The organism is Rothia sp. SCPM-O-B-18226 (M350), from assembly GCF_058213595.1.
This window is the reverse complement of sequence record NZ_JBYQJS010000002.1, coordinates 172,521-186,529: the sequence shown is the minus strand read 5'-3', so window position 1 is coordinate 186,529 and position 14,009 is coordinate 172,521. Positions and strand designations below refer to the sequence as shown.

The 14,009-nt window shown below is 66.4% G+C and carries 10 protein-coding genes; 3 read left to right on the top strand and 7 right to left on the bottom strand.

The window, feature by feature from the left end; genetic code table 11:
• Position 1: 1 nt before the first annotated feature.
• From AC3E6W_RS04840 to AC3E6W_RS04825, 4 genes are all read right to left on the bottom strand, one after another.
• A complete protein-coding gene (locus AC3E6W_RS04840; protein ID WP_490652462.1) occupies positions 2–535 on the bottom strand; it encodes an asparaginase in 534 nt (177 codons plus the stop codon).
• Positions 535–1,323 carry a DUF3710 domain-containing protein gene (locus AC3E6W_RS04835; RefSeq protein ID WP_371584613.1) on the bottom strand — a complete coding sequence of 263 codons (789 nt, stop codon included), beginning with the start codon at positions 1,321–1,323 and terminating at the stop codon, positions 535–537. The genes AC3E6W_RS04840 and AC3E6W_RS04835 overlap by 1 nt, the downstream gene beginning before the upstream one ends.
• 131 nt (positions 1,324–1,454) lie before the next feature.
• The gene (gene dut, locus AC3E6W_RS04830) at positions 1,455–1,898 is read right to left on the bottom strand and encodes a dUTP diphosphatase (RefSeq protein ID WP_490652461.1); all 444 of its coding nucleotides are present in this window, start codon (positions 1,896–1,898) and stop codon (positions 1,455–1,457) included.
• A gap of 134 nt (positions 1,899–2,032) precedes the next feature.
• Positions 2,033–2,332: a DUF4193 domain-containing protein gene (locus AC3E6W_RS04825; protein WP_049333595.1), complete on the bottom strand. Its 300-nt coding sequence runs from the start codon at positions 2,330–2,332 to the stop codon at positions 2,033–2,035.
• 325 nt (positions 2,333–2,657) lie between these two features.
• Here AC3E6W_RS04825 and sepH point away from each other — a divergent pair, with 325 nt between their 5' ends.
• Positions 2,658–3,851, top strand: coding sequence for a septation protein SepH (sepH, locus tag AC3E6W_RS04820; protein ID WP_490652460.1), 1,194 nt, complete (start codon positions 2,658–2,660; stop codon positions 3,849–3,851).
• A gap of 140 nt (positions 3,852–3,991) precedes the next feature.
• On the opposite strand, the gene AC3E6W_RS04815 is transcribed toward sepH, so the two are convergent.
• Together AC3E6W_RS04815 and AC3E6W_RS04810 are read right to left on the bottom strand one after the other, a co-directional pair.
• The gene (locus AC3E6W_RS04815) at positions 3,992–5,272 is read right to left on the bottom strand and encodes an alkaline phosphatase family protein (RefSeq protein ID WP_490652459.1); all 1,281 of its coding nucleotides are present in this window, start codon (positions 5,270–5,272) and stop codon (positions 3,992–3,994) included.
• Between the two features lie 44 nt (positions 5,273–5,316).
• Positions 5,317–5,910: a DUF5998 family protein gene (locus AC3E6W_RS04810; RefSeq protein WP_490647627.1), complete on the bottom strand. Its 594-nt coding sequence runs from the start codon at positions 5,908–5,910 to the stop codon at positions 5,317–5,319.
• Positions 5,911–6,243: 333 nt separating this feature from the next.
• Here AC3E6W_RS04810 and AC3E6W_RS04805 point away from each other — a divergent pair, with 333 nt between their 5' ends.
• Positions 6,244–8,769: a DNA gyrase/topoisomerase IV subunit A gene (locus AC3E6W_RS04805; RefSeq protein WP_490652458.1), complete on the top strand. Its 2,526-nt coding sequence runs from the start codon at positions 6,244–6,246 to the stop codon at positions 8,767–8,769.
• A gap of 149 nt (positions 8,770–8,918) precedes the next feature.
• A complete protein-coding gene (locus AC3E6W_RS04800; protein WP_070681546.1) occupies positions 8,919–9,704 on the top strand; it encodes a sulfite exporter TauE/SafE family protein in 786 nt (261 codons plus the stop codon).
• 177 nt (positions 9,705–9,881) lie between these two features.
• Here the strand turns inward: AC3E6W_RS04800 and AC3E6W_RS04795 are convergent, their stop codons facing one another.
• On the bottom strand, positions 9,882–13,841 hold the full coding sequence (locus AC3E6W_RS04795; protein ID WP_490652457.1) for a thiol reductant ABC exporter subunit CydD/CydC: 3,960 nt from the start codon (positions 13,839–13,841) through the stop codon (positions 9,882–9,884).
• Positions 13,842–14,009: the final 168 nt, after the last annotated feature.

Here is a 14,009-nt window from a genome sequence, read left to right as displayed (position 1 = left end):
GTTATCCCTTCTCCACAAAGAATTGCGGCACAATCTCGTAGCGCGGATTGTAAATAATCGGCTGGTTCGCGCGAATCGACACCACGCCCGAACAGCGCAGGAGCGCACCGGCGAGGATGCCCGGCACCATCTGCTGGCCCTGCCACTTGAGTATCACCCGGTCGCCGTAGTTGAACGGCGGGTAGGAGGGAAAAGCCACATCCACGGTTTCCAGCTGCGAGGTGACCGTGGCCAGCGAGGCCGTGTTCAGGTGCTTCCCGGCATCCGTGGGAGCCTCAGCATCTTCGTCAAAATCCTCGCCCGGAGGCTCCACAATGGGCATGCCGATGATTGCGCGCGGGTTCGTCCACTGCAGCGGCTTCGACTTGGCGACCAGCAGCTCGGCGCGGTACATCGGCTTGCTGTGGGCCGTCGGCAGCCACACCTGCTCCACGCGACCGGCGAGGCGCACGCGAAAGCGCTCGGGGTAGCCGGGAGCAATCAGGGGCTCCTCGGGAACCACGAGCGCGCTCGGATGATGCGAAAAGCTCGGCATTAGCCGATCTCGGTGATCTCGGGGCCGCGGCGAGGCATCGGGCGGAGCTCCTGGTGATTATCCTTCGGCTCCTCGTCCTCGCCGTCGTCCTCGGCGATAGCCAGGTCTGCGGGCAGGGTCATGGGCAGCAGCTCGCGGGGCGGGCGCGGGTCGTCACCGCGGTCCACCACCACATCGCGGAAAACCTCCTCCACGGAGGCTGCGGCAGCCTCGTCGCCCAGCACAGCGGCACCGGAGATGACGCCGCGCAGGAACCAGCGGGGGCCGTCCACGCCCACGAAGCGGGCGATGCGCTCGCCGCGCTTGCCGTCCGGGGTGACGGCGGGCAGGCGGGTCAGCATCTCGGCACCGAAAACGCCGGCGTACACCTCAACCGTGCCGCCCTGGGAGGCGACGGACTCGGTCAGGTCGTGGCGGATGTCGTCCCAAATGCCGGTGGTACGCGGCGCTGCGAAGGCCTGCACCTGCAGGGTTGCACCGTCGCGGGTGATGGTTGCGGCAATCACCGCACCGGTCGAGTCATCGGTCTCGAGTCGCAGGTTCATGCCCTCGTGCATCTTGATGCGCAGGGCGCCCAGGTCGACGTAGTCCTCGAGATCCTCTTCGCTGACCTCCTCGATGTCGTGGGGGCCGTTCACACGATCGTACTTGATCACTTCGGCGGAGTTCTCCTCCTCCTTCAGCTCCTCGACCTCGACGCTGGTCTCTTCGATTTCCTCGTTGACAGCCTTGTCGATGGCGGCCTTCTCGGCCTCCTCGGCTTTCTTCTTCTTACCAAATCCGAACATGGTGTTCCACCTTTCGCCGCACCCCGGGTGCGGGTTGTGTTCCCTCCACCCGGGGAATCCGTCAGAATCCGTTGAGGGGAGGTACGTTTCTACGCGCGAGCCGCAGCGCGGCGGACCCGTGCGAGCCCGTCCTAGTGAACTCCGCTGGAGCCGAAGCCGCTGGAGCCACGCTCCGTCTCGTCCAGTTCCTCCACGATGGTGAAGGTCGCGTGCTCGTACTTCTGAATCATCAGCTGAGCGATGCGATCGCCGCGGCTCACGTGGAAAGTCTTCGTCTTATCGGTGTTGAGCAGGGTGACCATCAGCTCACCGCGGTAGCCGGAGTCAACGGTTCCGGGCGCATTAACAATGGTAATACCGTGCTTGGTGGCCAGACCCGAGCGCGGATGCACCAGACCCACGTAACCCTCGGGCAGGGCAATGGCCACGCCGGTGGGCACGAGCGCACGCTCGCCCGGCTCCAGCTCGAATTCGATGCGCGAGCGCAGATCGGCGCCGGCGTCACCGGGCTTGGCGTAGGAGGGGGCGGGCAGCTCGGGATCGAGCAGCTTAATGTGAACGTTGATGGGGTTCATCGGGGTCGGTCCTTTCGGGATGTGTGTGCCAGGCTCCGCGCGGCGGGTGCGGAGGCATACTCAACGGGGCGGTGCCGTGTGGCACTCGCCCCGTTCAGATGTCTATCGGGTGGGGGTTACCCATCCTTGGAATATTAGCCTTCGCATTCGACGCAGTAGTACAGGCCGCCGTCCTCGCGTGCAATCTGCGAGCGGTGGCGGACCAGGAAGCAGGATGCGCAGGTGAACTCGTCGTCCTGAGCGGGCAGAACCACGACGTTCAGCTCCTCGTTGGAGAGGTCGGCGCCGGGAAGCTCGAAGCTCTCGGCGGCGCTGTTCTCGTCCTCATCTACCGCGCCGGACTGCATGTCGGAACGGCGCGCGTTGAGCTCCTCGTAGGACTCTTCGCTCTGCTCTTCGTCCTGCTTGCGAGGTGCATCGTAATCAGTTGCCAAACTTTCACGCTCCGTTGAATCTATTGAATCTGTGGCCGCGTTAGCCGCGCCACTCTGGTTTTAAAATTCTCCATGCCGCCGCTACGCCCGTGACGACATGCCAGGTATTGTTCACCATTGAACACCCTTTTGTCTAATCCAGCGTGAGCTTTGAGCATATACGGCGTCATATTCTGTGCAATAAAGATGGCGCGGGACATATTTTTTGGCCCAAACAAGCCCCCGCGCTACTGATTTTGCGCGCTTTCACGGTACCCTGGAAGGTAGTTTGCGTTCCGTGCACCACATTTCACGGAAGGCGCCCGGTTCACCTATGGAGGTTCTCATGCTTGAGCTACGTCTGATTGGCGTGCACGATGACGGCGAAAATCTGGTGCTTGAGTCTGCCGACGGCACTCGCTTCTTGCTGCCCATTGACGCTTACCTGCGCACGAGCATCACCAAGGCTCGCCGTATTCAGCCCGCCCGCGGCCTGGGCGCTAAGGGCACCTACGGCCCGCGCGATATTCAGACCCGTTTCCGTCAGGGTGCCTCCGTTGAGGAGATTGCGGAGGAGTCCGGCTGGGAGCCGGAGCGCGTGCGCCGCTACGAGTGGCCGATCGTGGCCGAGCGCGCCCACATTATTCGCGCCGCTCAGAGCGTGAAGATTGGCCGCCGCGATTCGGCTTCGGGCAGCGCGCAGATTCCGGTGACGCTCAGCGCCCGCATTGAGGAGGTTTCGGAGCGTTACGGTTTTGAGGAGGCCACCCAGGATTGGACGACCCGCCAGCAGGAGAACGGCCAGTGGCGCGTTGAGGTTGATATTGCGCTGAAGGATTCGGTGCGTCAGAACCTGCCCTCGCAGGTGATGTTCCCCGCCCGCTGGGTGTACAACCCCGCGAACCAGGGCCTGTACGCCTCGAACGAGGCCGCGTACTTCCTGATGGGCAATAGCGAGGACGCTGTGGCCGCCGCCGCGAAGAAGGCCCCCGTGGAGGTTCCGCAGGCCCGCCTGCCGAAGGCTCCGGAGCCCGCACCGGCTCCCCTGGCTTCTTCCGAGAGTGCTGACGAGCGTAAGCTCAAGGAGCTTCTGGAACGCGCCCGCTCGGTGCGTCCCGCCCAGGTTGAGGAGCCCGAGGTGTTCGTGCATCGCGAGTCCGCTGAGGCTCCGCAGGCTGAAGCTCCCGCAGAGACTCCTGCTGAGGCCCCCAAGGCTGAGGCGACCACCCGCGCGAACGAGGAACAGCCCGAGCAACCCGCACAGCCCGCAACCGCCGATCGAGGCCCGCTGACCGGTGCGCCCTCCGCGCACACCCCCGCGGCGCATCCGGCACCGGAGGAGTACGGCAAGCACTCCCCCGAGACCGAGGCAGCCGAGAGCGCCGAGGCTCCCGCGGCGCAGGATGAGCCCGCAGAAGCAGCAGGTGCGGCCGAGGAACCCGCCAAGGCCCCCGCAGCCGAGAAGCCCAAGTCTTCCTCGAAGAAGCAGCGCGTGAGCGTTCCCGCCTGGGACGACATCATCTTCGGCGGCCGCAAGTAAGCGACCGCCCTCGCGCCGCCCGACAAAGGCTTCTAGGCAAAGGCACCAAGACAGCAGAAAACCGCCGGTTATTCGCGTGAATAACCGGCGGCTTTTTCTATCTTCTCAGCTTGTATCCGCTGAGCGGGGCTCTTCCGAATCTAGAAGGTCTTGAGCATGCGCAGGGGTACCAGGCGCTCGGCGTCAGTGAGCGAGCCGTGCTGGCCCACCATGTGCAGGGCCCGTTCCTGGTAGTGGCGCATATCGTAGAGCGCCCAGTCATCGCGAGCGCACACCATCAGGTCGCCGATGCGCGAGCGCGCGACATCGGTCACGATCGGTCCGAAGTAGCCGGCGCGCATCAGCTCGCGCGAGTCCACCACCCAGGCGCGCTCACCCCAGTACTGCGCCCAACGCTGGGCGGTGGCGGCGCGGGCCGCATCCGAGGTGTCCTCCAGGTAGAGGTGCACGGCGCGCGGCTCGCCCGCGGTCATCGCGATGTTGCGAGTCAGCTCCTCAACGCCGGAGTAGTCGATGCGCTGATGCTCGGGCACGTTCACCATGCCGTGATCGGCGGTCACGAAGAGTGCCGCCCACGCCGGGGCGCGCTCCGCCAGACGCTTCAGCGCCGAGTTCAGTTCCTCAAGCTGTTGCAGCCATTCGTCACTGCCCACGCCGTAGCGGTGGCCCGCGGCGTCAATCTCGCCCCAGTACAGGTACACGGTGGTCGGGGTGCGGCTGGAGAGCGCCTCCAGGGCGTAGGTGACGCGGGCGTTGTACCCGACGGCGTCCACGAAGTCTCCGCCGCGCAGGGCGGCCTCGGTGAGTCCGGTGCCGCGGTACTTGCCCAGCGAGATGGTGAGCACGCGGCGGTTCGTATGGTGGCGTTCCAGCACGGTCGGCAACGGCTGCCAGGCGTGGGGGTCGACCGACTGATCCCAACCGGACAGGTGGTTCATGACCGAGCCCGCTCCCCCGTTGCCATCCGGGTTGCGCACCTCGTAGCCGGCAACGCCGTGCGCACCGGGTGCGGCGCCGGTACCCAACGAGGTCAGTGAGGCGGCGGTCGTGGTGGGGAACGCGGCGTCCAGCGGGCCCAGGTTCAGGCTCTTGCGCAGGGCGGGCGCGTAGCCGGCGTATCGGTTGAGCAGCTCCTCGCCCAGGCCGTCCACCAAGATCACGCAGGCGTGGCGGAAGGAGTCCGGGTCAACATCCTGCTCGGCCAGGCGGGCAGCCAGGTTCAGAGGGTCGGCGGAGGAGTGGAAGGCCGGATCGGCGTCCAGGGCGTGCGCGGGGCGCGCCAGGCTTCGCTGAGCCACGAGGGATGAGGCGGACTCCAGCACATCGGCGATGCTATTGCGACCGTAGGCCGGCGCAGGAGGCAGCGGCGCACCCAAGATATCGTGCAGGGCGGGCTGTTCGGTGCGGGACGGGGCCGTCATGGTGGTTCCTCTCGGCGGGTGACTGCTTAGCGGCGGATGACTGCTTAGCGGCGGGTGGCACGCATGCGGGCGCGGTGCAGGGCGCGCGCAAAGTGCTGGGCGCGGTACACCGACTCGGGGCCGTCAGCGGTTGCGGAAACACGCACCGCGATATCCTCGCGGCGGGCGTCACCGGTGTAGCCGTGGTCGGCGTTGCACTGCGGATCCTGGCAGCCGGCCGGGGCGAGCTCCAGGTGCAGGGAGCCGGTCCAGGCAATCTGGAAGGAAATTTCGGTCGGGGCGGTGTTGCCGGCGTTGTAGGCCTGCGGCTGGCTGAAGCCGTAGCTCATGGTGACCGCGTTTAGGTCGCTCAGGTGCACGGCCTCCACGCTCACGTGCGCCACGGTGCCCTGCGCATCGCCCTCGAGGTGCTGGTCGTCCAGGTGGGCGAACACGATGAAGTCGCCGCACAGGACCATCACGGTGATGTGGCGGTGGAAGTTATCGCGCGAGAAATGGGTTTCGTGCTGCACGAAGTGGGCGTCGGGGTTCATATCGGCCAGGGCCTCGTCCACCACTTCCAGCACCAGGTCAGGGTAGAAGCCGGCGTGCTTGATGTCTGCGACCAGCTGCTCGCGTTCGGGGGTGGGGGTGTTCATCGGACCTCTTTCGTGCGGTGTCAGCCGGCGCGCACGGCGGCTCTGCGGGGCGTGCGCGTTTCGGCGGTTAGGCATTACTACCTTCTACCTTAGAGGGTTCCAGCCGGGCTGTGCTACTTAACCACGCGTACAGGTGCGCATATGACGAGACGCCGGGCGAGGCCCGCTCCCCCGCCGGGTCGACGCACCATCTCCCGGCCGCCCAGACGCACGCCCGGGTATCCCCGCGCGTCTCCGTGTATCTTCGCGCGTGACGCTGACCGGTCGGCCAGGTTCACCCGCGTGCACCCGCTAGAATAGAAGTACGAAAAACACACCGACACGAGGAGATATATGGCTCGCCGATCCAAATCCACCGCCAGTGACTACCCGGTGGATGTGGTAGAGAATATCGTCGACATCGACGTATCCGCCGAGATGGAATCCAGCTTCCTGGAGTACTCCTACTCGGTGATTTATTCGCGCGCCCTCCCCGACGCCCGCGACGGCCTCAAGCCCGTACAGCGCCGCATCCTCTACATGATGCAGCAGATGGGCCTGCGCCCCGATAAGGGCCACGTCAAGAGCGCCCGCGTGACCGGTGAGGTCATGGGTAAGCTCCACCCGCACGGCGACGCCGCCATCTACGACGCCATGGTGCGCCTCGCTCAGCCCTTCGCGCTGCGTCTGCCCCTCGTGGACGGTCACGGTAACTTCGGCTCCCTCGACGACGGTCCCGCGGCCGCCCGATACACCGAGGCGCGCATGGCGCCCGCCGCGCAGGCGCTGACCGCCGACCTCGACGAAGATGTCGTCGACTTCGTGCCCAACTACGACAACCAGTTCATGCAGCCCGCCGTGCTGCCCGCCGCGTTCCCGAACCTGCTCGTCAACGGCACCACAGGCATCGCGGTCGGCATGGCCACCAACATGGCGCCGCACAACCTGCGCGAGGTCATCGCCGGTACCCGCCACCTCATCGCGCACCCCGAGGCGAGCCTCAAAGACATCATGAAGTTCATCCCCGGCCCCGACCTGCCCACCGGCGGCACCATCGTGGGCCTGAGCGGAATCCGTGACGCCTACGAAACCGGCCGAGGCACCTTCAAGACCCGCGCGAAGGTCTCCATCGAGCAGGTTAGCCCCCGCAAGCAGGGCATCGTCGTCACCGAGCTGCCGTACATGGTCGGCCCCGAAAAGGTCATCGAAAAGATCAAGGACGGCGTCAACTCCAAGAAGCTCACCGGCATCTCGGACGTGGTCGACCTGACCGACCGCACCCACGGCCTGCGCCTCATCATCGAGATCAAGAACGGCTTCAACCCCGAGGCCGTGCTCGCCGCCCTATACAAGCACACCCCGCTCGAGGACTCCTTCGGTATCAACAACGTGGCGCTCGTGGACGGTCAGCCGCAGACCCTCGGCCTGCTCGACCTGATGCGCGTGTACATTGACCACCGCCTGAACGTGGTCCGCCGCCGCACCGAGTTCCGCCTGGGCAAGCGCACCGACCGCCTGCACCTGGTCGAGGGCCTGCTCGTGGCCATCCTCGACATTGACGAGGTCATCCAGATTATTCGCGAATCCGACGAGACCGCTCAGGCACGCGAAAAGCTGAAGGTCGTCTTCGACCTGACCGACACGCAGGCGAACCACATTCTGGAGCTGCGCCTGCGCCAGCTCACCAAGTACTCCCGCCTGGAGCTCGAGGCAGAACGCGATACCCTGCAGCAGGAAATCGCGGAGCTGCAGCGCATCCTCGGCTCCGATGCGGCGCTGCGCGAACTGGTCTCCGAGGAGCTCGCCGAGGTTGCCGAACGCTACGGCACCGACCGCCGCACCCAGCTCAAAACCAAGGACGAGATGCAGGTCGCCATTGAGGCAGTCACCGCGCAGTCCAAGGCGAAGAAGAGTCTGGGCCTGGCCCTCGAGATTGCCGACGAGCCCTGCTGGGTGCTGCTCTCCGCCACCGGCATGATGGGACGCACCCCCGGCAAGCCCATCCGCGAGGCGCTCGTGGATCCCGGCAAGCGCTTCAAGCACGACGTGTTCGCTTCGATTGTGCCGACCACCGCACGCGGTGAGATTGGTGCCGTCACCTCCGCCGGACGCATGGTGCGTCTGTCCGTCATGGACATTACGGTGCTGGACGAGAACGGCGGCACCCCCTCCATGGCGTCGGCGGTGAAGGCAACCGAGCTGGTTCAGCTCGCTAAGGGTGAGAAGCTGATTGCACTCGTGCCGCTGAACACCGTGCTGGCGATGGCAACCGCCGGCGGCGTGATTAAGCGCGTGAACCCCGACTACCCGCTGAATCAGACCGAGTGGGACATCATGAAGCTCAAGGACGGCGACGAAATCGTGGCCGCCGCCCCCTGCCCCGCCGACGATGCGGTACTCACCTTCGTCACCCGCGACGCAAAACTGCTGACCTTCGACGCCGCCAAGGTTCGTCCGCAGGGACGCACCGGAGGCGGCATCGCAGGCATCAAGCTCACCGAGGGCGACCGCGTCATCGCCCTGGGTGTGACCGCGCCCGGCGACGCGGCGGAGGTCGTGACCGTCACCAACGGCAAGGACGGCCTGGCGAGCGCCAAGGTCACCGCTCTGAGCGAGTACCCGCAGAAGGGCCGCGCGACCGGCGGTGTGCGTGCGCACCGATTCCTCACCGGTGAGAGCCAGCTGGCTCTGGCGTGGGTGGGCGTGGGCCCGACGAAGGCGGCATCCTCCGGCGGCGTGGCTCGTTCCCTGCCGACCGAGCACGGTGCCCGCGACGGCTCCGGCGTGATGCTCACCCAGAGCATCGGTGTGGTTGGTCCGAACTACGCGGCGGTTTCCGCGGCGTTGGCGGTCAGCCCGGAGGGTGAAAAGCTCTTCTAGGCGCGCCGTTCACGGCCTTTCGACCTCATGTTGCTAACAAAGCCGGGGGTGAAGACACGTTGTGTGTGTCTTCACCCCCGGCTTTTATGTGGTGTACCTTAAGTAACACAGCACACATTTATTGACGCATTATTCCTAGAGGATTTGTCGTGCTTGATTTAGTGTCCGTCACACCAGAGTTATTTATCGTGCTCCTGCTCGCCGCCTTCTGCGCGGGATGCATCGACTCTGTCGTGGGCGGAGGCGGCATGATCCAGCTCCCCGCACTGCTCATGGCACCCGGATTCTCACCCGTCGCCGCCCTGAGCACCAATAAAGTTGCCAGTTCCATGGGCACTTTGACGAGTGCCTCAACCTATATTCGCTCACTCAAAATCCCGTGGAAAATCCTACTCCCCGTAGCGTTCGTGGCGTTCTGCGCCTCCGCCGCCGGCGCCTACTGCGCCACAATCCTGCCGGCACATATTTTCCGCCCCGCCATTGTGGTGGTTCTAGCCGCTATCCTCGTCTTCTCGGTGCTACAACCGCGCATACCTCGCGGGCAGTCTCGCGCGCTCACAACCTCATCGTTCCTAGTGCGCGGCTTTGCGCTGGGTCTGATTCTGGGCGGCTACGACGGCATCCTCGGGGCTGGCACCGGCGCGATGATGCTCGTCGCCCTGCAGGTAGCCATGGGCTACGATATGCTCCACGCGACCGCCGCCGCCAAGGTTCTCAACACCGCCACCAACCTCGGCGCGCTCCTCTACTTCATTCCGCTGGGCTCAATTCACTGGCTCCTCGGAATCGCCATGGGATGCGCCAACATGGCGGGAAGCTGGGTTGGTGCCCGCACCGCAATTCACCTGGGCGAACGATTCATTCGCCGCGTGCTCGTTATCGTTATGACCCTCATGCTACTGCGGTTGAGCGCGCAGATACTCGGCTGGGTCTAGCTTCCTCCTCTCCCCCCCTCACCCGAACCTATCCGCGCGGAGATATAAACACTCAGAACTATCTGCGCACACAGAAAGGCCCCGGTACTTCCGTGAAGTACCGGGGCCTTTCGTGCAGTTTCTTGCGGGCAGTTTCTTGCGTTCAGCCTCGCACGCGGTGCCTGCGCCCGGGTGCGTTTAGAGGCGAACCACCTCGTCGCAGTAGGCGACATCCTCGGGACGGTGCGACACCAGAACCGTGGCCACGGAGCTGGCGCGGGTTGCCGCATCCAGGTCGGCCATGAGCGCGCGGGCAGACTCGGCGTCCAGGTGCGCGGTCGGCTCATCCAGCAGCAGAACCGGCGAGTTCACCAGCAGGGCGCGAGCCACCGCCAGGCGCTGACGCTGACCGCCCGACAGGAAGGAACCGCCGGCACCCACGGGGGTGCGCAGGCCCTTCGGCAGGGCGTCAAACCACTCGCCCAGACCCACGCGGCGCAGAACCTCGATGAGCTCCTCCTCGCTCGGTCGATCCGAACGGTCGCGGGCCAGCAGCAGGTTACCCTCGAGGGTCGACTCGAAGATATGCGCCGCCTGCGGGCACCACGCCGCGTAGCCGCGCAGCTCTTCGGGATCCAGTGCCTCGCCGGCGGCCTCGATGCGGCCCGACTCCAGGGGCAGGAAGCCCAGCAGGGTAGCCAGCACGGTGGACTTACCGGATCCGGAGGGGCCGGTCACCGCGGTCCAGGAGCCCTCGCGAGCCGTCAGGTTCAGGTGTGCGAAGACCGGGTGGTCCATGCCGGGCCAGCGGGCGGAACCGTCCTGCATGGCCAGGGCGGGGGCCGCGCCGGTGACCTTCACGCCGAGCTGCTGCGGGGTGCCGCATCCGACTATCTTGGGCTCGCCGGGCTTGGGCGGGCGCGGAGATTCAGCCTTGGACTCAGCCGCAGAGTCGGGGCGCGCGAAGCGGCGGGCACGCTGGCGGTCCGCCTCCAGCAGCTCCTCCATCTCGGCCTCGGCACGGGCACGCAGACGCTCGGCACGACGCGGCAGAACGTGGGTGTCCACCTCGGCTTCGGTGGGCACGGAACGCTTCAGGGTCGAGGTGGCGACAACGCCCTCCAGGGATACGTCGCGAACGCTCGGGGCAATCGAGGCGAGCAGGCGGGCGAACTCGGGCCAGGAGCGAACCGCCTCGATGTGGCCCAGGGAGCTCTCCAGCATGCCGGTGCACAGTAGCACCACGATCGCCGACTCGGGGGCGCCCACGGTGCCGTTTACGGCCAGCGGGTAGGCAATCACGGCGCTCGCCAGCGCGGCGCCAAACCAGCTCAGCGCTACGAGGGTTCGGCCCAGGCCCTGGGCGGTCGAGCCCTTCTGCAGGGCGGAGAGGTTCTGCGCGTCCAGATCGTTGTTGGCGCGTTCGGCGGTGTTCGCCACGCCGTTGGCGCGCAGGTCCTCGGCGGCGGAGAGCATACCGGTGCCCAGGCGCAGCATACGTGCGGTGGACTGGCGGGCCAGAGCCTCCGCGCGGGCATCGGCACGAAGCACGGCCCAGGGGGCCACAAAGGTGCTCACCAGCACCGCCGCCAGCACGGGAATCAGGGCCTGCGGCAGGATGCACGCGGTCGTCACCAGCGCGGCAATCATGACCAGCAGGTGCGCAGCCGGCGGAATAATCACGCGCGGAATACCGTCGCGAAGCTCGTCAATACCTCCCACGAGGCGCTCCAGCAGGGCGTCACCGCGCAGCAGGGCACGCACGCTACTCACGCTCTGCCAGGCGCCAACCCAGGCGCGCAGACGCAGGATATTCGCGGCGGCCAGCACCTTCGAGTGGGTCATCAGACGCTCGGCGTAGCGGGCGCACGCGCGGCCCAGGCCGAAGAATCGCACGCCCACGATGGCGACCATCAGGTACATCATGGCGGGGCCCTCGCCCGCGCGCACGATAAGCCAGCCGGACAGCGCGGTCAGGGCCGCGGCCATCAGGGAGGTGGTCGCCGCCATCAGCACGGGGCCGGAGAAGGCGCTCGCACCGATTCCGGTCAGTTCCTTGAGGGTGCGCAGGGTGGCGAACAGGCCCGCGGGCTTTTCCTCTTGGGGGTTCTCGTCCGCGGCGGGGGCGACCTCCACGAGGGCGCGGCTTTCGGCCTCGTGCTCGCTCTTGAGCTCCAGCAGGTGCGCGGGGGCTTCGGCGGGCACGGGCACGCGGGTCGCGTTGAGCGAGGTGCTCCAGGTGTCTCCAGACGCGCCCAGCTCGGCTCGCACGAGGTGGTCGCAGTGCGCGGCCAGTTCACCCTCGTGGGTCACGATCAGCACGGTTGCGCCAAGCTCAGCCAGGCGGTGCAGGGCACGGGTGACCAGGTAGGCCGAGTAGGCGTCCAGATGCGCGGTGGGCTCGTCCACCAGGACGGTCAGCACGGTCTGCTCGCCGCCGGCGCGGTAGATGGCCTCGGCGCGGGCCAGAGTACGTGCCACGGCGAGGCGGCGCGCCTGACCGGCGCTCAGGGCGCCCGGTTCCAGCACGTTTACGCTCTCAAGGCCCAGCTGCGCCAGCGGGCGCATCATCAGGTCGTTATCGGCGGGGCTCACGGCGAACTCGCCGCGCTCCAGCACGCCGGTCACCAGGGCCGCGGCGCGCTCGCGTTCGGAGTCGTCGGCGCTCAGGGCGTACAGTGCCATTTCGGCGCGCACGGTGGGTGCGGTGAAGACCGGCGACTGCGGAATCATCAGGGTCGTGCCCAGGCCGGTGACGCTACCGGTGACGCGCATCGGCTCCTGCGAGCCGGTGGGCACCAGACCCTCACGCACGGCACCGGAGAACACGTTCAGCAGGGTGGATTTGCCGCAACCGGAGGGGCCCATGATACCGATGACGGTACCGCGTTCCGAACCGGGCTCCGCCGCCTGAGCCACGCGGCGAGGCAGGCTCAGCGACAGGTCGGTCAGCACCTCGGGGCGATCGGGGTAGTTCACGTCCAGGTTGCGCACCTCGATGGCTGCGGGATTGGCCGAGTCGTCCTCGACGGTTTCCTCGGGCAGGGGCGCATCAATAATCTTCTGGGCGCTACGCAGAGCGGCCACGCCGTCCTCGGACTGGTGGAAGGCGGCGCCCACATCGCGCAGCGGCTGGTAGCATTCGGGGGCGAGCAGCAGCACGAGAATGGCGGTGTCCAGGCCCAGGGTGCCGTTGACCAGGCGCACACCAATCAGCACGGCAATCAGCGCCACGGAGATGGTGGTAATCAGCTCGAGAGCCAGCGAAGACATGAAGGCGCTGCGCAGGGTCTGCATGGTGCGCTCGCGGTAGCGCTGGCCCAGGGAGTTCATGGCGCGGGTCTGCGCGCGTTCACGGCCCAGACCGATGATCACGGGCAGGCCGCGCACGAGCTCCAGGATGTGGTCCGAGAGGCGGTGCAGCTCGGCCTGCGCCTCCGCGGTTTCGGTGCGGGTGTTCTTGCCGATCAGCACCATGAACACGGGAATGAGCGGCAGGGTGCAGAGCAACACGAGGGCGCTCATCATGTCCAGGGAGGCGACCACAATCCACAGCAGGACCGGCACCACCGCGGTGGAAACAAACGCGGTCAGGGTCTTGGTGTAGTAGTCGTCCAGGGCGTTCAGGCCGCGCGAAAGCAACACCGCGGTCGCGCCGGTACCCTCGGGGGTGTCCGCGCCACCGGTGGCGAGCACGCGGCGCAGCAGGCTACGGCGAATCTGAGACTTCGCTCCGGAGGCGGCACGCTGCGCGCTCACCGCCAGCAGGTAGTCCGCGCCCGAACGCACCGCGAGGGCCAGGACCGCCACGATGAGCAAGCCGGGGGTGATGGCGTCGCCGTCACCGAAGATGCCGCCGAGTCCGAGCAGCCAGCCGCCGTGCGCCTCCAGGTGTGCCTGGGCGGAGCCGGCGAACTCAACGTAGGCGCGGTACACGTCCGGCGCGCTCGTCTCCTTGAGGCGCGCGTGTTCGGCGGCGACCGCGGCAAACCCCGCGTGGGCTGCGCGGGCAATGATGACCGCGAGCGCCGCGCTGAAAAGCACGGTGGCCAGGGTGTGCACGGCAGTGATGATGCCGAAGGTGCTCAGATTTTTGCGGGCGTTGGGTCCCAGCGGCGGACGGCGGTCAGCGCGGTTATTGCGCTTTCCTTCGGTCACCTCTGGTGCCTCAGTGTTCTGATGTTTATCAGCATGACGCGGTGTGTGCGTTCGACTCACGTGTTGTCCTTAGTCTTCTGCTGTTTTTACCTCCCATCAGTTTAAGGGTTGGGCTATCCAATACCTATTTGACCAGTCAAGTTTCGGATAATTGGCTGGTCCTCACCC

What these genes read in the sequence shown, in the direction of transcription:
- AC3E6W_RS04840 (WP_490652462.1), bottom strand. Translation starts at nt 535, where the DNA reads ATGCCGAGCTTTTCGCATCATCCGAGCGCGCTCGTGGTTCCCGAGGAG.
- AC3E6W_RS04835 (WP_371584613.1), bottom strand. Translation starts at nt 1,323, where the DNA reads ATGTTCGGATTTGGTAAGAAGAAGAAAGCCGAGGAGGCCGAGAAGGCC.
- dut (WP_490652461.1), bottom strand. Translation starts at nt 1,898, where the DNA reads ATGAACCCCATCAACGTTCACATTAAGCTGCTCGATCCCGAGCTGCCC.
- sepH (WP_490652460.1), top strand. Translation starts at nt 2,658, where the DNA reads ATGCTTGAGCTACGTCTGATTGGCGTGCACGATGACGGCGAAAATCTG.
- AC3E6W_RS04815 (WP_490652459.1), bottom strand. Translation starts at nt 5,272, where the DNA reads ATGACGGCCCCGTCCCGCACCGAACAGCCCGCCCTGCACGATATCTTG.
- AC3E6W_RS04810 (WP_490647627.1), bottom strand. Translation starts at nt 5,910, where the DNA reads ATGAACACCCCCACCCCCGAACGCGAGCAGCTGGTCGCAGACATCAAG.
- AC3E6W_RS04805 (WP_490652458.1), top strand. Translation starts at nt 6,244, where the DNA reads ATGGCTCGCCGATCCAAATCCACCGCCAGTGACTACCCGGTGGATGTG.